Source organism: Bacillus sp. MMSF_3353 (assembly GCF_030733445.1).
GTDB classification, from domain to species: Bacteria; Bacillota; Bacilli; order Bacillales; family Bacillaceae_G; genus Bacillus_A; species Bacillus_A wiedmannii.
In genome coordinates this window covers 74,061-99,243 of the sequence record NZ_JASHJA010000011.1, presented here as the reverse complement: position 1 = coordinate 99,243, position 25,183 = coordinate 74,061, and the positions used below count along the sequence as shown (strand labels likewise).

The window sequence follows — 25,183 nt, the reverse complement described above, 5'->3', positions numbered from 1 at the left end:
TGAATTGGCAAGTTGCACAAAAAATGTTAATTTTTTTATGCAAAATTACGAGATGTTCAAAGAAAGAAAAGCCAAATAGACAGCTACAGCACCTTCAAATGTTTTTATATTCAATCCTGTTTTTTCAATAAATTTGTCAATTCGATACTGTAAAGTATTTCGGTGTAAATATAATTGTTTGGCCGCAAGTGATACATTTAAATTACATTGGAAGAATACTTTAATACTCTCTATTAGCTCTTTATCATTGAAAACATGTGCTAATAAATGATTTGTATATTTTTCCCTCTTTTCTTTTGGTAATAAGGTCATTAATTGATAAGGAAGGAGTTGTTCAATGTATGTAATTTTCTTTGATAGATAGGGAGAAAGATAAGAAAATAAATTTCGTTCCCATTGATACAAGTGAGAAATTTGATTGGTATGGGTGTAGTGTCTGCCGACAAAAAAGGATAAGGATATAAAAAAATCTGTTTCCAGCGTATCAAGGGCTGTTTGCAATCTATATTCAGATATATTTTCTGTTAAGATGAGGACTCCAGTTTGTGAAGTTTCCCATATTGTAGGATTATCAAAACCAAGTATTGAATGTAAAGCATTATGAAATTCTTCTCGTTCCGTTATAGGATGCGTTGTGAAGAAATGTAAAAAGCGTACAGATGTTATTTGAATATCTTTACTCTGATATAACGCTTCGTACCAATACTTTTCTATTTCTGTTTCATAGCATGTGTCAGTATGGAGGGGAGTTAAGAGGGATGAAAGTAATTGACACTCTTGTTTATGTAAGCGAGATTTACGAATTCCTACTCTATTCCCATCAATCAAAAACCAACTGTACTCTTCAGAAAGTATGGCCTCATTAATTTTTATATCTTTATCGTAATATCTTTTTAATTGTTGAATCATATGAACACTCCTTATCTTTATATTATTTATTAATAACAAATGCTATAGGGATAATGGATTGACATAGTTCGCGATAAAAATTTAAAAAATTCAGAAAATATATTGCAGAGGAAAAAGTGATAGTGTTATACTTCATAACAACTGGTAATGACAACATCATGTCGTGATCGAATTGGTATATGTATAAATAATATATCAATGATAGTTTATCCCTTCAACTGGTAATGACAACATCATGTCGTGATCGAATTGGTATATGTATAAATAATATATCAATGATAGTTTATTCCTTCAACTGGTAATGACATAAGTCTACTAAAATTGATAGGAAGGGAGAGAAGAGCATTGTTTTTATAAATGAATAAAATTCGTTTGTAAACGCTTTATTTACAAGGTGCTCCAAATCTTTTGTAAAGTTGATTATATTAGTTTAATTTGTTGTCAGTGAGTTACAAGAAACATAAGTAAAGATTTTGTTATATAGATGATTGTTTCTAGAGGAGGAAAAGGGATGAAAAAGTGGTTTATTTTCTTTTTGTCAACATTGCTATTGGCAATAGTAGGATGTTCTAACAGTGGCGAAAAAGTTAACACGTCATCTAAAGATGAAAAAATAGAATTACGGTATGCACTTTGGGATAAGAAACAACTACCAGCAGTGGAGAAAGTGGTTCAACAGTTTAATGAAAAACATCCGAATATTAAAGTGAAAATAGAATTAACAGCGTACGGACAGTACTTTCAGAAGCTTGAAACGGCAGCAACAGGAAATGCATTGCCGGATGTATTTTGGATGAATGGACCAAATGCCGTGAAATACGCTTCGGGAAAAGTATTGATGCCTTTGGATGATAAAGCGAAAAAAGATAATTATAAATTGGAAAATTACCCAAAATCTTTAGTTGATTTATATACAGTAGATAATAAAACTTACGGTATTCCAAAAGATTTTGATACAACGGCACTTTGGTATAACAAAAAATTATTTGATGAAGCTGGAGTAGCATATCCAGATGATTCATGGGATTGGGAGAAAATGAAAGAAGCTGCAAAGCAATTGACGAAAAAGGAAAAAGGTGTTTGGGGATTTGCAGCAGCAATGGGAAATCAAGGTGGTTATTATGATCTCATTTACCAAAATAAAGGGTATGTTCTTTCTAAAGATAAAAAAACAGTAGGATTTAATAAACCACAAGCAATTGAAGCAATTAATTATAACATTAGTTTTATTAAAGAAGGATTATCACCAACATTTGCTCAAATGACAGAGACAACAGCATCTGATTTGTTTTTATCAGGTAAAGTAGCGATGATTTTTGACGGGCCTTGGATGGTACCAGAATATAAGAAAAATCCTGATTTAAATATTGCTGTTATGCCAAAAGGGAAAGAAAGAGCTGTTATGATTCATGGTCTAGCAAATGTCATCTCAGCGAAAACAAAATATCCGGATGCAGCTTGGGAATTTGTGAAATATTTAGGTTCTAAAGAGGCAGCAGATGTGTTTGCAGAAACTGGAACAGTCATTCCTGCTTTTAATGGAACACAAGAAGCGTGGGTTAAATCCGTTCCAAACTTGAATTTACAAGCGTATATCACTGGTCTTGAATATTCTTACCCATTACCGAGTGTGAAAAATACAGGAGCTTTATGGGAGCAAGAAACAAAAGTATTAAAAAGGGTATGGGGAGGAGAATTGAATGTTGAAGAAGCAACAAAAGAATTAACAGAGAAAGCAAATGAAGTTCTTTCTAAAAAATAAGGAGAGGGATCCTCTCCTTGCTTTAAATCAAAAATTATGGGAGGAGTGAAGAGATGGAGGATCTATCAATAAAGGTAGTGGAGCAAAAAAACACACATATACAAAAAAAATATAAAAAGAAAAAGAAATTAGATTATATATGGGCATATGTCATGATTGCCCCAACTATGTTAGGGTTATTCATTTTTTATATGTGGCCAATTGTGCAAAATATTTATTTTAGTTTTACAGCGTGGGATGCGTTTGGTAGCTATGAATGGATTGGACTAGAAAACTATAAAAAGATGTTTACTGATAAAGATTTAGGAAAGGCTTTTCAAAATACATTTATTTATATCGTGCTTACTGTTCCAATCGGTATATTTTTATCCATCATATTAGCGGTGCTATTAAATCAAAACATTAAAGGGAAATCCCTTTATAGAACATTATATTTTTTACCTGTTATTACAATGCCTGCTGCAATCGCTATGGTATGGAAATGGATCTATAATTCTGACTATGGGTTACTCAATTACATGTTATCATGGTTTGGAATTGATGGTCCTAATTGGCTTACCAACCCTAACATTGCATTATATTCAATTATTATAGTTGCGATTTGGGGGGGGATAGGATATAACATGGTTATTTTTCTATCTGGTCTCCAAAACATCCCTAAAACATACTATGAAGCGGCAATTATGGATGGAGCCCGGCCAATTACAATTTTCTTTAAGATTACATTGCCACTTTTATCGCCAGTTATTTTCTTCGTAACGATTATGTCTTTAATTGGAGCATTTCAAGTATTCGATCTCATCTTTATGATGATTGGTAGAACAAGTAATGTAATTGAAAATACACAATCTATTGTTTATTTATTTTATCAAAATGCCTTTATTTTAAATGAGAAAGGATATTCGGCAGCCATAGCAGTTGTATTATTAATTATTATATTAATCATTACAGCGATTCAAATGATATTACAGAAAAAGTGGGTGCATTATGATGAATAAAAGAGTAGGTGCAGTCAATAAAAATACAATTATGATTCATGCAATACTTATCATAGGTGCCTTATTAACCATTGGTCCTTTTATTTGGATGATATTAACGTCTCTAAAAACTTATACAGAATCTGTTCAAGTTTCACCAGTTATTATCCCATCTCAATTTATGTGGAGTAACTATACGGAAATATTCAACTTATTACCATTTTTTAAATTTATGATGAATACTGTAATTGTTACAATAGCTAGAACGGTCGGGCAGTTGTTTTTATGCTCATTAGCAGCTTATGCTTTTGCTAGAATACAATTTCCAGGTAGAAATGTACTGTTTTTACTAACTCTTTCCGTCCTAATGGTTCCGGCTCAAGTGTTTTTGCTTCCACAATATTTAATTATGGTAAAACTGGATTGGTTGAATACATTACAAGCGGTAATTGTACCTGGGTTATTTAGTGCATTTGGTACCTTTTTATTACGTCAGTTTTTTATGGGCGTTCCAAAGGAACTAGAAGAAGCAGCAAGATTAGATGGTTGCAATCACTTCCAAATTTATTGGTATGTTATGCTGCCTCTTGCGAAACCAGGTTTAATTGCGCTTGGTATATTTACAACACTCTGGTCTTGGAATGAATTGATGTGGCCGATGATTGTAAATAATTCACCAGATATGATGACATTGTCAGTTGGTTTATCTTCACTACAAGGGCAATATGCAACAAACTATCCGGTACTAATGGCGGGATCATTTTTAGCGATTTTACCAATGTTGTTATTGTTTGTTTTTTTACAAAAACAATTTATTGAAGGAATTACAATTACAGGTGGAAAATAAGAATAATAGAATAGGAGAGGATATAAATGATTACAGCGGCATTAATTGGGGCAGGAAGTCGTGGAATGTACGCTTATGCTTCTTACGCGTTAGAACATCCAACAGAGATAACTTTTGTTGCGGTTGCAGAATTGGATAATGCAAAAAGACGGAAATTCTCTGAAATGCATAGCGTTTCGGAAGATATGCAATTTGAAACATGGGAAGAGTTATTAGCGAAAGAAAAGCTTTGTGATGTATTGCTTATTTGTTCGCCCGACCGGTTTCATTATAAACCTGTTATGCAAGCGATTGAGAAGGGATACAAAATTTTATTAGAAAAACCAATGTCACCAAGCCCTACAGAGACATTGGAAATTGCAGAGGCTGTCACGAGATATAACGCATTATTAACAGTATGTCACGTATTAAGGTATGCACCGTTTTATAGGACTTTAAAAGAAATTGTTGATCAAAAGAAGATAGGGGACATCGTTTCAATTCAATGGAATGAAAATGTTGGTCATTGGCATCAAGCGCATAGTTTTGTAAGAGGGAATTGGCGTAATAAATCTGAATCAAGTTCAATGATTTTGCAAAAATGTTGTCATGATATGGATGTGCTACAATGGCTTGTGGATGCAGAGTGTGAAAAGATTTCATCTTTTGGAAGTTTGACTCATTTTAAATCCGAACATGCACCTAAGGGTTCGACGTTACGTTGTACAGATGGTTGTGAAGTTGAAGAAAACTGCCAATATTCTGCTTTAAAATGGTATTTACACGAGAGAGATGAATGGCCAGCGAATGTAGTTTCTATTGATACAAGCATTGAAAATAGACTGGAGGCACTAAAAAAAGGACCTTATGGGCGTTGTGTGTACCATTGTGACAATGATGTTGTAGATCATCAAGTGGTAAATTTGCTATTTGATAATGATGTAACAGTTGCTTTTACAATGTCTGCATTTACGAAAGAGTGTTGCCGTACGTTTAAAATTATGGGAACACATGGTGAAATTCATGGTCATGATGTATTAAATGAATTGAAGGTCAAATATTTTTCAGGTGAGGTTGAAACGATTTACCCAGAAACAATAGAAGGTGGACATATGGGAGCAGATAATGCAATTATGACTGATTTTATCGAAAAGGTAAAAAGCAATAAAACAGAAAGTTTAACGTCTGCAATGATTTCGGCAAATAGTCATTTGATTGCCTTTGCCGCTGAAAGATCAAGAATAACGGGTGAAACAGTAAATCTTAAGCAATATGTGACAGACTTACAAGAATCGATGAATCCAGCAAAATAAGAAGAGCGCATATAAAGGAACAAATTAAATGTACGATTAAAGTAAATTTTAACAGTTGGAATAAGCTTATCTTTCTATGTGAGAAAGTGATGGTAATTCCTATTTTCATTCGATATAATAGCCATAAACTGGTTATAACAACTTTATAGATGAGGGAGTAAAACATGATTGCAAAAGATAATCGAACACCATTATACTACCAATTAATGGATATTATTGTGGAGCAAATTGAAGCTGGGAATTTACAAGAACATGATAAGCTTCCATCAGAACGCGAGCTATGTGAGATTCATGATGTAAGTAGAACGACAGTAAGACAGACAATGCAAGAAATGGAAAAAGAAGGATATATTTATAAAAAACATGGTAAAGGGAGTTTTGTCTCACCTCGTGTATTTAATCAAAGTCTTGTTCGTTTTTATAGTTTCACAGAAGAAATGAAAAAATTTGGAAAGGTTCCATCATCAACAGTCGTATCATTTTCCATAATTCATTGCGATAAAAAAATATCGAAAATTATGAATCTTAATCATGAAGAAGAGGTATATCAAATTACAAGACTAAGGTTAGCTGATAAAGAACCGATGCTATTTGAAACATCTTATATTCCTGTAAAGTTCTTTCCATATTTAACGAAGAAAGAATTAGAAGAAACACCAATGTACGAGATTTTTCGTACAAAATATCAAGTCCATATCACGCGCGCGGTGGAAAATTTCAAAGCGATTGCAGCAGAAAAAGAGCATGCAACATGGCTACAAGTTGAAAAGAATGAACCATCTTTATCTCTAGAACGGATTGCATATGCGAAAGAAAATATAATCGAATACACGCAGACCATTGCAAGAGGAGATAAATTTACTTACACAGTTGAATTACAATAAGTATGGTTATACTTATTGTAATTCAACTGGTAATGATGACGTGATAAGATATGAACTAATATTAAGGGGGTTCTCAAATGTTATTACATGCAAATGATGAAATAAGAGAAATATATGGAGCATGTTTTACAACGAAAGAGATTGCACAACAGCCAGATCTTTGGGAGCAAGTATATTTAAATTTTCAAAGCAAGCATCATGAAATTATAGGTTTCTTTTCAAGTATTTCAAGAAAGCATGAACAAGTGAGAGTTATTTTCACTGGTGCAGGGACATCCGCTTTTGTTGGAGACACAATTGTTCCATATATAAAAAGAATAACAAATTTAAAGAAAATGCATATTGAAAGTATTCCCACAACAAATATAGTTTCAAGTCCTTATTACTATCTTCAGCCAGACATCCCAACAATTTTAGTATCTTTTGCTCGCTCTGGCAATAGTCCAGAAAGTTTAGCGGCAGTACAATTAGGAGAACAAATTATTCGTTCAGTTTATCATATTATTTTAACATGTAATGAAGAAGGAAATTTAGCGAAGCAGTTTCAACATAAAGAGAACGCTTTTGTTATGTATATGCCGCCGGAGGCAAATGATCAAGGATTCGCAATGACAGGAAGCTTTACCTCTATGATGTTAACTGCACTTATGTTATGTAACTATAATCATATCCATCTTTTAGAACCTAGCATTATGGAAATTGTAAGATTAGGAAAAGGTGTTATCGAAAAACAAGAACGGGAAATTCAACGAATTGCAGAAAAAGAATTTCGTAAAATTGTATTTTTAGGATCAGGCGTATTTGAAGGGCTTTCTCGAGAGGCTGCTTTAAAATTTCTAGAGTTAACTGCTGGTCGTATCCCAGTTATGTTTGACACCCCCCTTGGGTTTAGGCACGGACCGAAATCAATTTTAGATAAGGATACAGTTGTTGTATTATTTTTATCTAATGATGAGTATACGAAAAAATATGATCTTGATTTATTAAAAGAGATTTTTCAAGAGAAAGAAAGGAGCGAGATTATTGTTATAGCACATCAAGATAATCAAGAAGCAAGGAGGCATTGTAATACGTTTTTATGCAATGAAGGACGAAATCTAAAAGATGACATGTATATTACGTTTATTTATATATTATACGGACAAATTTTAGCATTATATAAATCAATTGCATTAGGGATTACTCCAGATAACCCTTGTCCAAGTGGAAGTGTAAATCGTATCGTTCAAGGGGTAACAGTACATCCTTATAAAGGAAAGGAATAGTAATTTATGAACTACTACGTCAAAGCATCTATATATCTACTAGAAGATGGTGTTCGTGAAAGTGGATATTTACATATTGTAAATGGATACTTTCTAAAACATGTTGAAGAAATAGTAGACGGAGCGTTAGTAATGGATTTTGAAGGTAGAATTATTTCTCCAGGATTTGTTGATACACATATTCATGGTGTAGCGGGACATGATGTCATGGATAGCACATATCAATCGTTAAACAATATCTCTATTAAGTTATTGGAAAATGGTGTTACGAGCTTTTTGCCCACAACATTAACTGATTCTTCGGAAAATATAATGGAAGCTTTGAATAATATAGCTCATGCAAAAAAAAGAGGGGTAGAAGGGGCAAGTATTATTGGATCTTTTCTTGAGGGACCTTGTTTTACGGAGGTATATAAAGGTGCACAAAATCCTAAATATTTTATTGATCCAACCATTGAAATGTTAGAGGAGTGGATTGTTGCATCAGAAGGGACTATTAAAAAAATTGCAATGGCACCAGAGAGAAGAGATGCTATTGCTTGTATACGTCATGCTGTGAAAAAGAATGTCCGTGTAGCAATTGGTCATGCGAATGCAAACTATGAGATATGCCAGAATGCGATTCAAGCAGGAGCGACGATTTTTGTGCATACGTTTAATGGAATGAGAGGATTACATCACCGTGAACCTGGCGTTGTTGGAGCGGTACTCTCAACTGAGCATGTGTATGGTGAAATCATTGCAGATGGACATCATGTACATCCAAGCGTAGTGAATATTTTATATAAATGTAAAGGATACGACAAAACTTGTTTAGTTAGTGACTGTATGCGAGCGGGCTTATTAGGGGATGGCACATATAATTTAGGAGAATTTGTTGTCCAAGTGCAAGACGGCATTGCCCGAACAGAGGCGGGTTCTTTAGCGGGAAGTACACTTCGATTTATTGATGGTGTGAAGAATATGGAGAAATGGACAAATGCATCGTTATGGGAATGTGTTCATATGGGATCGTTAATTCCTGCTAAAAGTATTGGAGTTGATAATGAAATTGGAAGTATAGCACCAGGGAAAAGAGCTGATTTTCTTATATTAACAGAGGATTTAGATCTTATAGGAACAGTTGTAGGGGGAGAAATGAAATATAAAAAGAATAAAGAGAGGATTTGAGAGTATGCTTGTTTCAACTCAATTTATACTGAGAAATGCACAAGAACAGGGTTATGCGGTTCCGGCTTTTAATATTCATAATTTAGAAACTTTAAAAGCAGTAATTGAATCCGCAGTAGAGCTTAGGTCACCTGTTATTATAGCTGCTACACCAGGCACGATAAAATATATGGGAAAAGAATATCTTTTGCATATGATTGAAGCAGCGAGAAAGCGATATGATATACCAATTAGTCTACATTTGGATCATCATGAAGATATAAGTGATATTAAAAATTGTATCGATTTAGGAGTTAGCTCTGTTATGATTGATGCATCGCATCATCCATTTGAAAAAAATATTCAGATTGTTCAGGAAGTTTCGGCGTATGCAAAACAATATGGAGTAACAGTAGAGGCTGAGTTAGGGCAATTATCAGGAATAGAAGAAGATATAGTAGTGGAAAACTCAATTTATACAGATCCTTACCAAGCGAAAGAGTTTGTAGAACGTACAAATATTGACTCATTGGCAGTTGCAATTGGAACGGCACATGGACTATATAAAGGGAAACCAAAATTAGATTTACAAAGATTAACAAATATTAGAAAGCAAGTTGATATTCCCCTTGTATTACATGGTGCCTCCGGATTATCGGACAGTTTAGTGCAAGAAACGATTCGTTTAGGAATTTGTAAAGTGAATATCGCAACAGAGTTAAAAATTGCATTCGGAACAGCATTACGTCATTATTTATTTTCTCATCCAGAAGAAAATGATCCGCGTAAATATTTTTCAGATGCAATTATGGCGATGAAACGGGTTGTTGCAGATAAAATAAAGATGTGCAAAAGTTTAAATCGTGTGTAAGGAGATATTCTTATGATTGCGACAATTACATTGAATCCATCTGTTGATATGCGATATGAATTAGGAGAATTAAAACTAAACAAAGTACATCGCACGAAAGACTATGAAAAAACTGCGGGTGGAAAAGGCATTAATGTATCGAGAGTACTTCGTTTGCTAGGAGAAGAAGTAACTGGAGCTGGGTTACTTGGTGGTAGTAATGGTGAGTTCATAAGAAAAAACTTGAAAGATTTATCAATTATTGATGAGTTTGTTTCCGTTAAAGAAGAAACTCGTAATTGTATAGCGTTAATCACAAAAAAATCTGCGTCAGCTACTGAAGTATTAGAAGCAGGACCAGCTATTTCAGAGGATGAAATAGCTCTTTTTATAAAAAAATATGAAAGGATAGTAAAAGATTTTGAGTTTATTGTTGCATCGGGAAGTTTACCTAAGGGTATTCCAAATTCATTTTATCAGCAGTTGGCACAAAAGGCAGCTGAAAATGGTAAAAAATTCATATTAGATACAAGTGGAGAACCATTATTGCATGGCATACAAGGAAAACCATTTTTAATTAAACCAAACAGGCAAGAAATTTGCCAGTTGCTTCAAAAAAAACGTGTGTCACAGGAAGAAATGATTGCGGAAGCAACTAAAATCTGCGAGAGGGGCGTGCAGTATGTTTTGTTATCACTTGGAAGAGAAGGAGCGATACTTATTACGAAAGATGGAAGCATAAGGGCAATTATTTCAGAAATAAAAACTATCAATGCTGTTGGCTCAGGTGACGCAATGGTTGCAGGAATAACGTTAGCACTCGCAAAGGGGTATGGGATAAAGGATGCACTTCGTTTTTCAGTGGCGTGTGGAATGGCTAACGCAGCTGAGGAAATAACAGGTTACATACAGCTTAAAAATGTAGAGAATTTCTATAATGAAATTATAATTGTCTAAAAGTAGGAAGGGGAGAAATATGGGGAAGTACGTTGCTTGTTTTGATATTGGAGGAACTTTTATAAAATATGCAATGATTGACGAACAAGGAATAGTACATGAACAAGGGAAAATAACAACACCAGTACAAAATCAAAAGAAAGAAATTTTGTATCGTATTTGTGAAGTAATATATGAGTTTGAAAAGAGCTATAAAATTCATTCTGTAGGTGTATCATCGTGTGGGATTATCGATAATATCAAAGGGGAAGTTCTGTATTCTGCCAATATTTCGGGATATAGCGGTACAAAAATAGCAGATTACATTTATAGTGAGACAGGGTATGTGGCGATAGTTGAAAATGATGTTCGTTCAGCTTGCCTCGGTGAAATGTGGAAAGGAGCAGGGAAGGGGAAAGAACATATTGTTTTAATCACACTTGGAACCGGGATTGGTAGTGGAATCATTACAAATGGCAAAATGCTTCAGGGAGTGAAAGGGCTAGCAGGAGAGCTTGGTCATATGATAATTGTTCATAATGGAGAAAAATGTAGTTGTGGCGGAGAGGGATGTTATGAGAGATATGCATCGACTTCGGCGTTGATTCGTCAGTATAAAGAAGCATCCGAAATTCAAGGGCTAGAGATAGGCACAATCACAGGTGAAGAAATTATAGAACGTATGTACAGAGGAGAGTGGTTGGCGAAAAATGTATATGAACAGTTTCTACAGTATGTTGTTGCTGGTTTAGTAAATATTACTTATATATTTAACCCCGAATTAATTATTGTTGGGGGAGGTATTACAGGGCAAGGTGAACCATTTTTGAAACAAATTCAAGAAAGGTTCTATGACAAAATAATGGAAATCTATCAAAATAAGGTGAAAATCGTTTTAGCATCATTACATAATGATGCTGGTGTATATGGAGCTTGTTATGTAGCGTTGAATCGATGTGAGGAAAAGTCAATGAATATATAATCTATAATCTTAGAAGATATTTATCGAGAATAGTTAACATGTGTAGAGCTTTTTTATTCAATTCACACAACCATCATCTTGTTTATGTAGAAGGTGATGGTTGTTTTTATTTTGGGATTTAAGGGGAAGATACATTCGTTAATGATGCACTATAAAGTATTTACGGATGTGATTTATCATTTCGGTTTTCGATTTGAAGTATAAGTCAAAAGGAATATAATTTTGAAATAATTTCCAAAAGTGTGTTAAAATAACATTGTCATACAACAAGGGGGATTTGTTTTATGGAAAATGGATATCTTGCTAAAGTGGATTTAATGAAAAGAATAGAATCGAAATCTAAGTATAATAAGAAACTTGAAAAATACCAAAGACGTTTATTAGCACTGCAGCAAATTGTAAAAGAAGAAAAAATTGCGGTTATGCTTGTTATGGAAGGTTGGGACGCAGCTGGAAAAGGCGGAGCGATTAAGCGAGTGACGGAACATCTTGATCCGCGCGGGTTTCAAGTAAATCCAATTGGAGCACCAGCACCTCATGAAAAACGGTACCATTACTTGCAACGTTTCTGGCGAAAACTTCCTCAGTACGGGCAAATTACTATTTTTGATCGCTCATGGTACGGACGTGTGTTAGTTGAGCGTGTTGAAGGGTTTGCTACAAAGGAAGAGTGGACGAGAGCGTATGATGAGATTAATGATTTTGAAAAACTATTAACAGATGATCATTATATAATCGGGAAGTTTTTCTATCATATTAGTAAAGATGAACAATTAAAGAGGTTTAAAGATAGAGAGAAAAACCCTTTGAAAAGATGGAAAATTACAGACGAAGATTGGCGTAATCGTGAAAAGTGGGACGAGTATGCTGAAGCAATGGAAGACATGTTTGAAAAAACAAATAAGCCAAATGCGAAATGGCAAATTATCGCAAGTAACGATAAATTATACGCACGTTTGAAAACGTTGAAAGTTATTATTTCATTAATTGAGGATTACCTCTTAGAACATAATATAGAATTACCTTCGTATTATTATGAAATAAAAGATGGAAAGACAGAAGGCTTTGAAACTATTCAAGATGAAGTTGTAAAATAGTACAAAGCTTGTATATGAAATATAAAGTAGATCCACCCTGTAATTTTGGGAACCCCTCGGTAATAGGCAAAATGTAAACCGTGGGGTTCTTTACATGTATTAATAAATTTCAGCATTTTAAATTTTGGGATTTGGTTGTTCTATAGTACATTAACAAGAGGTAGTAGTTTTATAGAGAGGGTGAGAGAATGATAGATACAGCAGATGCTTCAATAAGTAATCGTATGTACACAGAAGAAGACCAACAAAAATTATACAAACGAACATTAATAATCGTCAGCATCTCACAAATGTTCGGCGGAGCAGGGTTAGCTGCCGGGATTACAGTAGGTGCACTTCTTGCGCAGCAAATGCTTGGGACAGATGCATATGCAGGATTACCGGCAGCTATGTTTACAATGGGATCTGCGGTAGCGGCTTTCTTTGTTGGAAAATTATCGCAAAAACATGGTCGCCGTATAGGGCTTTCGGCAGGTTTTATAGTAGGCGGACTAGGGGCTATCGGAGTTGTGGGGGCAGCTTTAACAAATAGTATTATTCTTTTACTAGTTTCTTTACTTATATATGGCGCGGGCACAGCTACGAATTTACAAGCGCGTTATGCTGGAACGGATTTAGCGAATAAGAAGCAAAGAGCAACTGCTATTAGTATTACAATGGTAATGACGACTTTTGGTGCAGTCGCAGGCCCAAATTTAGTAGGTGTAATGGGAAGGTTTGCTCATTCAATTGGAATTCCTGAACTTGCTGGTCCGTTCATATTATCAGCAGCGGCATTTATACTGGCGGGTCTTGTTCTATTTGTTATGCTTCGTCCAGATCCGTTACTTATTGCTAATATGATAGAAACATATAAACAAGAACATACATATAAAGGGCAACCAGTAATAGAAGAAGCGACAGAAAATAAACGAGGTATTACAGTTGGGGCAATCGTAATGATACTTACTCAAATCGTGATGGTTGCAATTATGACGATGACTCCAGTTCATATGGGGCATCACGGTCATGGATTAAGTGCAGTAGGGCTTGTGATTGGTTTTCATGTAGGTGCAATGTACCTTCCCTCTCTCGTTACAGGAATGTTAATTGATAAAATTGGAAGAACTACGATGAGTATAGCTGGCGGAGTAATTTTACTAGCGGCAGGTGTCATAGCTGCAATAGCGCCGAGTGATTCTTTAATACTATTAATTGTTGCTTTGTCTTTACTTGGATTAGGATGGAACCTCGGTTTAATAAGTGGTACTGCTCAAATTGTTGATGCAACTATACCTTCCACACGTGCAAAAACACAAGGGAAAATAGATGTGTTTATTGCGCTAGCTGGAGCTTCAGGTGGAGCGATGTCAGGTATGGTAGTGGCGAATTCAAGTTATGCGGCATTGTCATTAGCTGGAGGAGTGTTAGCTTTCATGCTCATTCCTGTTGTGATATGGGCTCGGACAGGTAAATAAAGTTAAGATAAAAGAAGCTGCGTTCAAAGGGAGGTAACCAATCTTTGAATGCAGCTTTTTTGTAGTGAATTGTATAAAAAACTTTTAGTTTAAATCCCACTCCACAATAAGCCCTAAATGCGTAAGCCCACCGCCAAATCCGTATAGTAAAAGTGTGTCTCCATTATTTAATTTTCCTTCTTTTCTAGCCAAATCTAGTGCAAGTGGAATAGAGACGGAAGATGTATTCCCCATAAATTCCACACTCGTTAATGTTTTTTGTGTTGGAATTTGAGATTTCTCACAAATAGATTCGATCATTCGTAAGTTAGCGCTATGGGGAATGAACCAGTCTATATCATCCATTTGCATATTTGCAGTATGTAATAGTTCTTTTATACCTGCTGGCACCGTGCTTGTTGCCCATTTATATACTTCTCTTCCATTTTGTACGATTTTTTCATTTGTTTGCAGTGGTGTGCCATTCATAGTAGTAGATAAGTTTGTTCTGTATAGATGAATGCCACCAGCACCATTTGTTCCCATGTGAGCAGCAATAAAGCTCGGTTTGTTTTCATCTCTTTCTAATAAAATAGCTCCAGCACCATCGCCAAATAAAATGCAAGTCGTTCTATCGGTGTAATCAGTAACTTTAGATAATGTCTCTGTTGCTACGACAAGTACTTTTTCGTGTGATCCAGAAGTGATTAAGCTATTCCCAACGTGCAAGCCATATGTGAAACCAGCGCAAGTTGCATTTAAATCAAATGCTATTGTATGAGGTATGCTGAAATGTTGTTGTAGCGACGATGATACAGTCTATATCTTCTAAGTTCTTTTTAAAAGTTGTACATAAATTTTCAATTGCTTGAATGGCTAAGTGTGAAGAGTATTCGTCTTTGCTCGCAATTCGTCTTTCCTTCATTCCTGTTCTTTGTACAATCCATTCATCGTTCGTATCAATCATTTTCTCTAAATCGTTATTAGATAATATTTGATTTGGAACATAAGTACCAATTGCAGTAATACGAGATTTAGAATGCATAGGAACATCTCCAAACTTATTTTTATAACCTGATACTATTATCAGATTATAAAAATGTTAATTAAGATTTTTCGTTTTATTAAGATCGATATATTTTAATAAAACGAAAAGGGATTTGAGGAGTGATGTCCAAATAATATACGGAAAGCTTCTAAAATTGATCATAAAGGGGTTTGAGATTCTTGAAAAGAATCGTATATGTATTGTCTCTAGTTTTAATTTGTAGCTTTATTTATTTTATTTTACCAGAGAAGTCTTACGCTTGTGAGTGTATGAAAGCATCACCGGAAGAGAGGTTACAAAAAACGGATGTAGTGTTTGAAGGTAAGGTATTAGAAGTTCAAGAGAAGGATGGAAAAATGGAAATATTATTTGAAGTGAAGAAAATTTGGAAAGGGACAAGCTCTTCGCAAATTATTATATATACAAGTTTTAGTAGCTGTACGTTTCCTTTTGGGGAGGGAGGAGAGTATTTAGTCTTTGCTTCTAATAGAGGAGAAGGGAAGTTAGAGACATCTATGTGCAGTGGAACGAAGAGATTAGATGAGGCAGGGGCGGACAAAGTGGTTTTAAGTCAAATCGCAAAAGAATCTGTTCCGACGAAGAAAGTCGATTTAAAAGGTGGCAAGCTGAACGGTTTAAGCTGGTGGCAAGTTGTTACTCTTTCTATAGGCCTGTTATTGATAGTAGCTGTTGTGATTTCTATTGTAAGAAGAACGCGCAAAAAATGACGCTTAAAGTAAAAATATAAAGAATTTCTTTAGCGTGAGATAGGTTGTTAAATCTTGTGAAAGCGAATTACTTATGCTACACTTTATGTAACTTAAAATGAACGGAGGGGCTTCCTTTGATCTTAATCAGATTACGTCTCAATACTTTGTGCCGATAATTGAATAGCGCTCAAAGGCTCTGTCTGTGTGCAGAGTGAACGGGATTGGTCTGCCTATTTTAAAGGAACCCTTTATTAAGCTTATATGTGAAAAAGAGGGAGGGACGAATACGCCCTCTTTTTGTTTTGCCTTTATAAATAGAATGGGATCGTATAGGTGAACACTTATTGTGGATGCGTATATGATTTTGGGACTTATTGACTATGAGATAGGATGAAAGTATAGCTTTCTCCTATTTCTTTGGTGAACCCTTATCCGTTTACGAAAACACAGGCAGTAACCTGTGTTTTTTATTTTACGTAATCGAAATGGAGGAATAAATATATGGAAGAATTATTACAAAGAGCAGTTTTAGTTGGAGTAAATTTAGGTAATGAAGATGATTTTGCATATTCAATGGAAGAGCTAACAAATCTTGCAGAAGCTTGTGATGTAGAGGTAATTGGGCAAGTGACGCAAAATTTACAACGAGTAAATCCGTCCCATTATATTGGAAAAGGAAAGATTGAAGAAGTAGCAGCTTATGTAAATGAAGTAGATGCGAATATGGTAATCTTTAATGACGAATTATCTCCTTCTCAAATTCGAAATTTAGAAGCAGATTTAGATTGTAAAGTAATTGACCGTACCATATTAATTTTAGATATTTTTGCGCAACGTGCGAAAACGAAAGAAGCACAGTTGCAAGTAGAGGTAGCGCATCTTCAGTATATGATGCCACGTTTAATCGGTCTTCGTGAATCGTTAGGAAGACAGAGCGGCGGAGTTGGTACGAAAAATAAAGGTGTCGGTGAGAAGAAATTAGAGTTAGATCGTCGTAAAATTGAAGAACAGATTTCAGTTTTAAATAAAGATCTAGAAGCACTTGTTGCCCAGCGTCAAACGCAGCGAAAGCAACGTAAGAAAAATGAAGTACCAGTTGTAGCATTAGTAGGCTATACGAACGCCGGAAAGTCAACGACGATGAATGCAATGCTTGAAATTTACAATGGTACAGAAGAAAAACAAGTATTTGAAAAAGATATGTTATTCGCGACGCTAGAAACATCTGTGCGAAATATTGATTTGCCAGATAACAAATCATTCCTATTAACAGATACAGTTGGATTTGTAAGCAAATTACCGCATCACCTTGTGAAAGCATTCCGTTCAACGTTAGAAGAAGTAGCGGAAGCAGACCTACTTATTCATGTTGTAGATTACGCGAACCCAAATTACGAACAGTTAATTGACATTACAAATGAAACGTTAAAGAAAATTGGAGTAGAAAATATTCCAACCATTTATGCTTATAATAAATCAGATATGGTAGATGTTGAAATTCCGAAAGTACAAGAAGACCGCGTTTATTTATCAGCGAAGAAACATGTTGGGATAGAAGAGCTTGTCGAAATGATTCGTTCACATATCTATAAAGAGTATACGAAGTGTGAAATGTTAATTCCGTATGATCAAGGACAGGTAGTTTCTTATTTCAATAATCATGCGCACGTTTTATCTACAAGTTATGAAAACGAAGGTACAAAACTAGAAGTAGAATGTAAGACGAGTGATTACGAAAAGTATAAGCGTTTTGCAATTTAATAAAGAAGGCGATCCTAATATATGTTAGGATCGCCTTTTTCTTATTCTGTAATAGAGGCCCACTTATAAGAATAAATTCCTGCAAATGGACGAATAACAACACCTTTTACTGTTGGACGTTCTAAATATACCAGGCCTGATTGGAAGATTGGAGCGATAGCTGCATCATCTTCCAGTAAGACTTTCTCTGCATCTTGGAACGCTTTCCAACGTGCTGGTAAGTCAGTTGCTAAAGTAGAGCTCGTTTTCTCAATTAATTCGTCGTATTGTTTGTTTGAATAGCTCATCTTATTAAACGGTCCGTCAGTGACAAACATATTTAAGAATGTTGTAGGATCAGGATAATCTGGTCCCCATGTAGAAAGTGAAATTTCATAGTCACCATTTCCTTCACGATCTAAAAATGCTTTTACTGGAAGGGGCTGTAATGTGATTTTTAAGCCAGGTAAGTTTTTCTCCAATTCACCTTTTAAAAACTCGCTAATTTTTTTATCGTTAGACTCATCAGTTGTTATGATTGAAAGTGAAGCGTTTTGTAAGTTTGTTTCTTTTTTTGCAGTTTCCCATAGTGTTTTAGCTTCTTTCACATTTGTTCCTACTTTTACATTACTTGTACTGCGAAAATCTTTATTATCAGGTCCTTTTACGAATCCTTTCGGAACAAATGCATTCGCAGGTATAGAACCATTATTTAAAATCGTTGTTGCGATTCCTTGTTTATCAAAAGCGAGCGAAATAGCTTTTCGAGCATTCTTGTTTGCTAATAAAGGATTCTTTTGGCTAAATCGGAAAAATGTCATAGAAGGACGTTCCATTTTCTTTAAGCTCGGATCTTTTTGATATTTATCGACAAACTCTGAATTAATCGTAATTCGGTCTACTTGTTTGCTTTCAAATAAATTAACGGCTGTGGAAGTATCTTTTACGATATTTACATTAATTTCACTTAACTTCACATTTTTATTATCCCAGTAGTTCGGGTTTTTTGACATTTTATAACTTGTATCATGTTTCCATTCACTTAATTGAAACGGCCCGTTATAAACTACATTTGCAGCTTCAAGTCCGTAATTTTTCCCTTGCGCTTCTACAACTTTTTTGTTTTGAGGATAAAATGTTGCGAATCCCATTAACCCTAAAAAGTATGGAACAGGGTGTTCTAACTGTACTTCAAGCGTTTTATCGTCAATTGCTTTTACACCAAATGAGTCAATTGGTAATTCTTTTTTATTTATTTTTCCTGCGTTTTTAATATCGAACATAATATGTGCGTATTCAGAAGCAGTTTCTGGATTAACAGCACGTTTCCATGCATATTCAAAATCATGTGCAGTAACTGGATCACCATTTGACCATTTTGAATCGTGTAATGTAAATGTATATGTTTTTCCGTCTTCGCTCAGCTTGTATGATTCAGCTGCTGCAGGAACAGGTTTATTGTCAGGGCCAGGCATATATAATCCTTCCATTACGTTGTTTAATGCAGCGTAAGAAAACCCATCAGTTGCGATAGATGAATCAAGTGTAGAAATTTCCCCAGCTTCTACAATGTTTAATACTTGTTTTGAAGATTCTTTTTTCTTTTCTCCGGTAGTTGTTGCCTCTTGTTTTTGACCACATGCTGTTAAAAACATAGATAATGTGATTGAGAGTGCAACGATTCCTTTAGTTTTTTTCTTCATAGTTGTCATCCTTTCCTTCATCTCTGTCCTAGTATAAAAGAAAATATAGAAAATTTCTATAAATAAATCCGATAAAACTTATAGAAAAAATATATTATGTAAGAAGTGATATTTCTGGAAAAAGAAATGAAACCAGTATAGAATAGAAATGTTTCAAAAGTCAGAATTTATCGAGGTTAAAGTTTTACTTTATTACACTTGCTGTAATAAATATATATTTTGTACAGGAAGGAGAAATACATATATGCAGGCAGTTTCGAAAAAAAATACAATGGAAACACCGACGATATATCGAATTCTATTTGCGATTAGTTTCGGTCACTTTTTAAATGACTCGATGCAAGCAGTCGTGCCGGCATTGTTTCCTATTTTGGAAAAAACGATGAATTTATCTTATATGCAAGTAGGATGGATTGCGTTTGCATTAAATATGACGTCATCGATTATGCAGCCGGTTTTTGGTATGTATTCAGATAAGAAGCCATCACCATTTTTATTACCGCTCGGTATGTTTTCGAGTATGCTTGGAATGATTGGACTTGCATTTGCACCGAACTTTATTATTGTTATCATTTCTGTTTTATTTATCGGATTAGGTTCCGCAGTCTTTCATCCAGAAGGTGCTCGAGTTGCTTATATGGCAGCTGGTGCAAAACGAGGTTTAGCGCAAGCGATTTATCAGGTTGGAGGAAATACAGGGAATTCCTTAGCTCCTATTTTTACAGCGCTAATTTTCGTTCCGCTCGGCCAAATTGGTTCTTTAGGTTTTACAGCCTTTGCAGCAGTAGGAATTGTATTATTAATTTTCGTATCAAATTGGTATAGAAATGAATTAGCAACTGGCGCTGTGAGAAGAAAAAAGAGGGCTGCGCTTGAGGCGGAAAATGCGATTGTAAGTACACATATTAAATTTGTTATTCTACTTCTTGTTTTTCTTACTTTTGTACGTTCTTGGTACGGTGCTGGTATAGGGAATTTTTATCAATTTTACTTAATTGAGCATTACGGTTTATCTATAAAAAATGCCCAGTATTTCGTATTCGCATTTATGATTGCCGGTGTATTAGGAACTTTCTTTGGTGGACCGTTAGCAGATCGATTTGGAAAGAAAACAATTATTGTATTTTCAATGCTAGGTTCGGCGCCACTTGCCCTTTTATTACCTCACGTTTCGCTCATGTGGGTCGTACCACTATTTTTATGTATCGGTTTTATTAGTTCAAGTAGTTTTAGTGTAATTGTTGTTTATGCGCAAGAGCTTGTTCCTGGAAAAGTAGGGATGGTATCTGGATTAATTGTAGGGCTTGCGTTTGGACTCGGAGCTTTAGGATCTGTAGTACTTGGGAAATTGGCTGACATATATAGTCTACAATTCATTATGTTACTATGTAGTTGTCTACCATTAATTGGACTTACTTCTTGGTTATTACCAAGTGATAAGAAAACGATAGAATAGGGGATGCACTATGAAATTATGTGAAAATGTTACAGAATTAATAGGAGATACACCTGTCGTCCGATTATCTAAATTTATTCCAGAAGACGCAGCGGATGTGTATGTAAAACTAGAAATGTTTAATCCATCACGCAGTGTGAAAGACCGCGCTGCCTATAATTTACTGCACGTTGCAGAAGAGAATGGTCTCATCAAACCAGGAGATACAATTATTGAACCGACAAGCGGAAATACAGGAATAGGCTTAGCAATGAATGCAGCTGCGAAAGGGTATAAAGCAATATTAATTATGCCAGACAATATGTCAAAAGAGCGTATAAATTTATTGAAAGCATACGGAGCGGAAGTAGTTTTAACACCGGCAGAACAAAGAATGCCAGGAGCAATTGCGAAGGCATTAGAACTGCAAAAGCAAATTCCAAATAGTTTTATTCCGCAACAATTTGAAAATCCAGCAAACCCGAATATTCATCGTTATACGACTGCACTTGAAATTTATGAACAAATGGATGGCGAGCTTGATGCATTCGTAGCAACGGCTGGAACTGGTGGAACTATTACAGGTACTGGGGAAACGTTAAAAGAGAAGCTACCAAACTTATATATTGCAGTAGTAGAACCAAAAGGATCTCCCGTTTTATCAGGCGGTGTTCCAGGTCCTCATAAACTAGTAGGAACAAGTCCAGGGTTTATCCCGAAAAACTTAAATACAGAAGTGTATAACGAAATTATTCAAATTGCAGACGAAGAGGCTTTAACGACAATGAGAAACTTAGCTAGACAAGAAGGTTTATTAGTTGGGCCATCGTCTGGAGCATCTGTTTACGCAGCAATTATGATAGCGAAACGTCTAGGCGCAGGTAAAAAAGTTTTATGTATTGCACCTGATACAGGAGAACGTTATTTGAGTATGGGATTATTTGAATGAAATTGATAGAAACAGCTTAATCGTGAAATTGTCACGATTAAGCTGTTTGTTTTAGGTTGTAAAGAGGGGGGAGAATGACAATGAAACTATTAAAACCAACAAATGAATATAGCGAACAAATTATAGAGTATCGGGAGGCATTTTTACATACGGATGAAAAACCACATGGTAGTAGTTCTTTACAAAATTTTGATTCTCTCGATAAATGGTTTGAAAAAGTGAGTATACAAGAAGTGGAAGAAAACTTACAAGGTAATCGAGTACCGTCTAGTCAATTTTTAAGTTTTGAAAAAGGGGAACTTATAGGTTTTGTGAATATTAGACATAGATTAAACCAAGAATTATTACTGGAAAGCGGTCATATCGGTTATAGTGTACATCCAAATAAACGTCGTCAAGGTTACGCTACGAAACAACTACAACTTGCATTAGATGAAGCACAAAAGTTAGGGTTACAGAAAGTGTTAATAACTTGCGATAAAGTTAATATCGCTTCGGCTAAAACGATTCAAAAGGTTGGCGGTATGTTAGAAGATGAAGTAGTTTCTGTTCATACTGGGGAAATTGTTCAGCGTTATTGGATAGAAATATGATTTAGTGGGACATTGAAAAGGGAATACAATGCATAATATCGAAATAGATAAATGAAAAGGTAACTGTGTACTGCAATTATAGGGGGAAATGAAGTGGGATTAAAAGAGAAAGCAATAGAAATGTCAGAGATTTATAGGAGAAATCCGAAAGTAGAGACTATTATTTTAGCGGGTTCAGTAGCTAGAAAACTAGAAGATGAACATTCAGATATAGAATTGCATATTTTATGGTCAATGCCACCAGAGGATGAGGATCGCAAAGGGCCAATTAACAATATTGGTGGAACAATTTTGTCATATCACCCTTACGAGGAAGAAGAATGGTCGGAAACGTATTTGACAAAAGAGGGAATTAAATTAGAGATTAGTAACTTTTTAACTGAAACTGTAGAGAAAGTTATTTCGGATGTGGTGGATCAATATGATATAAGTTATGAAAAACAATGTATCGTATCATCCGTTCATGATGGTGTTAGTTTGTATGGAGAAGAGAAAGTACATGAATTAAAAGATAGAGTGGTGGCATATCCAGAAGACCTAGCGAAACGGATGATTTCAGAAAATCTTTGGTTAAGTAATCGCTGGCATAATCGAGAGGCGCTTTTAAAACGAAAAGACTGGCTTATGTTATATGATGTTATTTGTGAAGTGCAAAGAAATATATTTGGGGTCTTATTTGGTTTGAATAAAATGTATGTACATCATCCGGCATTTAAATGGATGCCACATAATGTGGAACGAATGATTATTAAGCCTGAAAATCTATACGAGCGTATGGCAAATACGTTAATAGGGAAACCGGAGTATAGTGCACAGGAGTTAGAAGTGTTAATTGAAGAGCTATTACATTTAGTACAACAATATGCTCCAGAATTACATATTACTGAACAACAAAAACGTATACAATATGCGAAGTAAAAAAGAAGGGATGTAACAATGAGTTACCTCCCTTCTTTTTATTTGACTAATTTACCTAGTATGGGTAATCGTTGAAGTCTATCACCGAGAATATGTGAAGCAAGTCCGCTCGTTAGGACGAATAAAAGATAAACAATCCCTCCTACAGCGCCGCATATAAAGACAATGAGAAGTGATTCCATATAGGATTGTCCAGGAATCATCCATTTTAAAATCGCTTTTAATGCAATTACAACAGCAGACATTGCAGCGGAGTAAATTGTAATAAGAAGTACTGTTTTTGCTGTCTCACCAATTTTAAATTTCGCAAACTTAATGATGCAGTACAACATAATAACATTGGAAACGAGGTATCCAAGAATTGTTCCAAGTACAGCACCGTGTCCGCCAAATAAATGTAAGAGCGGTGTATTTACTAAAACTTTAACGAGAATACCGACTGAGAAAGCAATCATCGTTTTTCTTTGATAATCGATTCCTTGTAATATAGCTGCTGAAACTGTGAAAATCGCACTTAATATAGCAGAAGGTGCAAATGAAATTAAATATTGTGATCCCCCAAGTGCAATTTCAGGATTTACATAAACCATACGGAATGCATCGTAAGCGATGCTAGCAAGACCGAATGCAGCTGGGATAGTGAAGAATAATAAGACTTGAAATATCTTTGCAATTTGTTCTTGTAGTTCTTCTAGTTTCCCGCTTGTATACGATTTCGTTATAGCCGGAATGATCGTTAATGAGAATCCAGTTGCAAGAGAAGCTGGAATCATAATTAACTTTTGGGCATAGTTCGTTATATAAGCGAAAACTGCATTCGCTGTTTCTAACGGCTCGCCCATCGCCCTAAGGACATCAGCTACAGTATATTGATCTACTAACGTGTAGAGTGGAATTGCAATACCGACAAATACAATTGGGATTGCATATCGAAGTAATTCCATATAAATATTTTTTAATGGAATATTCGATGCCCTTGACTTTAATTCTCCTTCGGGAGGCTTTAATCTATTATATTTTTTCCAGTACAGCATTAAAATCGAAACGCTGGCAAGCGCTCCGATAACAGCGCCAAACGTAGCAACTGCAACAGAAGAGGCGACTGAACCCCCTAATAGTTTTGAAACGATAAAACTACCAACTAAAATGAAAACCACGCGCGCAATTTGTTCTACGACTTGAGAAACGGCACTTGGTTTCATATGTTGAAAACCTTGGAAATAGCCACGTGTAACACTCATAGCTGGTACGATAATAAGTGCGAAACTTAATGCTCGCATCGTAAGTGTTACGTCGGCGATAAATTGTGGATCTGGCGTTTTCGAGCGAATAATAAATTGTGATATGTATGGTGCTCCAATAAATAAAGTTAAAAAACCTAAAAAGCCCATAAACAACATTAATTTTACGCTAGAGTTGTATAATTTTTTGCTTGTACTATAATCACCGAGCGCATTATGCTTTGCAACAAATTTGGAAACGGCAATAGGAATACCAGCTGTTGAGAAGCTTAATAAAATACCGTACCAAGAGTATGCATATCCATATAAAGCGACCCCTTGTGTTCCGACTAATAGTTGAAAAGGGAAGAAGTATATAAAACCTAATATACGTGAAATCATTGTTGCACCACTTAATAAAGCAGTACCTTTTAAAACTTTTGAAGTAGACAAAATTCTTTCCTCCTACTCGTGCTGTCTT

The 25,183-nt window shown here is 35.1% G+C and carries 21 protein-coding genes and 1 pseudogene; 18 read left to right on the top strand and 4 right to left on the bottom strand.

All coding sequences use genetic code 11. The annotated features are described in order from the left end of the window. Positions 1 to 45: 45 nt before the first annotated feature. A complete protein-coding gene (locus tag RBB48_RS20795; protein ID WP_016134130.1) occupies positions 46 to 909 on the bottom strand; it encodes a PucR family transcriptional regulator in 864 nt (287 codons plus the stop codon). A gap of 511 nt (positions 910 to 1,420) precedes the next feature. Here RBB48_RS20795 and RBB48_RS20790 point away from each other — a divergent pair. The 12 genes from RBB48_RS20790 (at position 1,421) to RBB48_RS20735 (ending at position 14,407) form a co-directional block, all read left to right on the top strand. After that, on the top strand, positions 1,421 to 2,671 hold the full coding sequence (locus RBB48_RS20790; RefSeq protein WP_088608704.1) for an ABC transporter substrate-binding protein: 1,251 nt from the start codon (positions 1,421 to 1,423) through the stop codon (positions 2,669 to 2,671). Between the two features lie 53 nt (positions 2,672 to 2,724). After that, positions 2,725 to 3,669, top strand: coding sequence for a carbohydrate ABC transporter permease (locus tag RBB48_RS20785; protein ID WP_000389888.1), 945 nt, complete (start codon positions 2,725 to 2,727; stop codon positions 3,667 to 3,669). Continuing rightward, positions 3,662 to 4,495 carry a carbohydrate ABC transporter permease gene (locus tag RBB48_RS20780; RefSeq protein WP_033659821.1) on the top strand — a complete coding sequence of 278 codons (834 nt, stop codon included), beginning with the start codon at positions 3,662 to 3,664 and terminating at the stop codon, positions 4,493 to 4,495. The genes RBB48_RS20785 and RBB48_RS20780 overlap by 8 nt, the downstream gene beginning before the upstream one ends. A gap of 26 nt (positions 4,496 to 4,521) precedes the next feature. Continuing rightward, the gene (locus tag RBB48_RS20775; protein ID WP_306008010.1) at positions 4,522 to 5,787 is read left to right on the top strand and encodes a Gfo/Idh/MocA family protein; all 1,266 of its coding nucleotides are present in this window, start codon (positions 4,522 to 4,524) and stop codon (positions 5,785 to 5,787) included. 164 nt (positions 5,788 to 5,951) lie between these two features. Next, a complete protein-coding gene (locus tag RBB48_RS20770) occupies positions 5,952 to 6,671 on the top strand; it encodes a GntR family transcriptional regulator (protein ID WP_088608703.1) in 720 nt (239 codons plus the stop codon). Positions 6,672 to 6,748: 77 nt separating this feature from the next. After that, positions 6,749 to 7,936 (top strand): SIS domain-containing protein, encoded by a 1,188-nt coding sequence (locus RBB48_RS20765; protein ID WP_088608702.1) that lies wholly within the window; start codon positions 6,749 to 6,751, stop codon positions 7,934 to 7,936. A 6-nt stretch (positions 7,937 to 7,942) separates the two neighbouring features. Continuing rightward, positions 7,943 to 9,106, top strand: coding sequence for an N-acetylglucosamine-6-phosphate deacetylase (gene nagA / locus RBB48_RS20760; protein ID WP_262800706.1), 1,164 nt, complete (start codon positions 7,943 to 7,945; stop codon positions 9,104 to 9,106). Between the two features lie 4 nt (positions 9,107 to 9,110). Further along, positions 9,111 to 9,956 carry a tagatose-bisphosphate aldolase subunit GatY gene (locus RBB48_RS20755; RefSeq protein ID WP_098133623.1) on the top strand — a complete coding sequence of 282 codons (846 nt, stop codon included), beginning with the start codon at positions 9,111 to 9,113 and terminating at the stop codon, positions 9,954 to 9,956. Between the two features lie 12 nt (positions 9,957 to 9,968). Then, positions 9,969 to 10,892 carry a 1-phosphofructokinase gene (gene pfkB / locus RBB48_RS20750; protein ID WP_000562122.1) on the top strand — a complete coding sequence of 308 codons (924 nt, stop codon included), beginning with the start codon at positions 9,969 to 9,971 and terminating at the stop codon, positions 10,890 to 10,892. A 19-nt stretch (positions 10,893 to 10,911) separates the two neighbouring features. Next, positions 10,912 to 11,853 carry an ROK family protein gene (locus RBB48_RS20745; protein WP_306008009.1) on the top strand — a complete coding sequence of 314 codons (942 nt, stop codon included), beginning with the start codon at positions 10,912 to 10,914 and terminating at the stop codon, positions 11,851 to 11,853. 284 nt (positions 11,854 to 12,137) lie between these two features. Next, the gene (locus RBB48_RS20740) at positions 12,138 to 12,950 is read left to right on the top strand and encodes a polyphosphate kinase 2 family protein (protein ID WP_098133625.1); all 813 of its coding nucleotides are present in this window, start codon (positions 12,138 to 12,140) and stop codon (positions 12,948 to 12,950) included. A gap of 188 nt (positions 12,951 to 13,138) precedes the next feature. Then, positions 13,139 to 14,407 carry an MFS transporter gene (locus RBB48_RS20735; RefSeq protein ID WP_262800710.1) on the top strand — a complete coding sequence of 423 codons (1,269 nt, stop codon included), beginning with the start codon at positions 13,139 to 13,141 and terminating at the stop codon, positions 14,405 to 14,407. A gap of 84 nt (positions 14,408 to 14,491) precedes the next feature. On the opposite strand, the pseudogene RBB48_RS20730 reads toward RBB48_RS20735, so the two are convergent. Beyond that, positions 14,492 to 15,431: pseudogene (locus RBB48_RS20730) on the bottom strand (beta-ketoacyl-ACP synthase 3). A gap of 182 nt (positions 15,432 to 15,613) precedes the next feature. On the opposite strand from RBB48_RS20730, the gene RBB48_RS20725 reads away from it, so the two are divergent. Together RBB48_RS20725 and hflX are read left to right on the top strand one after the other, a co-directional pair. Then, the gene (locus RBB48_RS20725; protein WP_306008008.1) at positions 15,614 to 16,162 is read left to right on the top strand and encodes a cobalamin biosynthesis protein CbiN; all 549 of its coding nucleotides are present in this window, start codon (positions 15,614 to 15,616) and stop codon (positions 16,160 to 16,162) included. A gap of 483 nt (positions 16,163 to 16,645) precedes the next feature. After that, entirely contained in the window at positions 16,646 to 17,905 is a 1,260-nt protein-coding gene (gene hflX / locus RBB48_RS20720; RefSeq protein ID WP_061673188.1) for a GTPase HflX, read from the top strand. A 41-nt stretch (positions 17,906 to 17,946) separates the two neighbouring features. On the opposite strand, the gene RBB48_RS20715 is transcribed toward hflX, so the two are convergent. Then, on the bottom strand, positions 17,947 to 19,587 hold the full coding sequence (locus RBB48_RS20715; protein ID WP_262800712.1) for a peptide ABC transporter substrate-binding protein: 1,641 nt from the start codon (positions 19,585 to 19,587) through the stop codon (positions 17,947 to 17,949). 244 nt (positions 19,588 to 19,831) lie between these two features. Here RBB48_RS20715 and RBB48_RS20710 point away from each other — a divergent pair, with 244 nt between their 5' ends. The 4 genes from RBB48_RS20710 (at position 19,832) to RBB48_RS20695 (ending at position 23,482) form a co-directional block, all read left to right on the top strand. Continuing rightward, positions 19,832 to 21,043 carry an MFS transporter gene (locus RBB48_RS20710; RefSeq protein WP_048543300.1) on the top strand — a complete coding sequence of 404 codons (1,212 nt, stop codon included), beginning with the start codon at positions 19,832 to 19,834 and terminating at the stop codon, positions 21,041 to 21,043. Between the two features lie 10 nt (positions 21,044 to 21,053). Next, on the top strand, positions 21,054 to 21,971 hold the full coding sequence (gene cysK, locus RBB48_RS20705; RefSeq protein ID WP_000762271.1) for a cysteine synthase A: 918 nt from the start codon (positions 21,054 to 21,056) through the stop codon (positions 21,969 to 21,971). A gap of 80 nt (positions 21,972 to 22,051) precedes the next feature. After that, entirely contained in the window at positions 22,052 to 22,564 is a 513-nt protein-coding gene (locus RBB48_RS20700) for a GNAT family N-acetyltransferase (protein ID WP_087983247.1), read from the top strand. 93 nt (positions 22,565 to 22,657) lie between these two features. Further along, entirely contained in the window at positions 22,658 to 23,482 is an 825-nt protein-coding gene (locus RBB48_RS20695; protein ID WP_262801109.1) for a DUF4037 domain-containing protein, read from the top strand. Between the two features lie 38 nt (positions 23,483 to 23,520). Here RBB48_RS20695 and RBB48_RS20690 read toward each other — a convergent pair whose 3' ends face one another. Further along, positions 23,521 to 25,155, bottom strand: a complete 1,635-nt coding sequence (locus RBB48_RS20690; RefSeq protein ID WP_088062983.1) for a putative polysaccharide biosynthesis protein — start codon at positions 25,153 to 25,155, stop codon at positions 23,521 to 23,523. Positions 25,156 to 25,183: the final 28 nt, after the last annotated feature.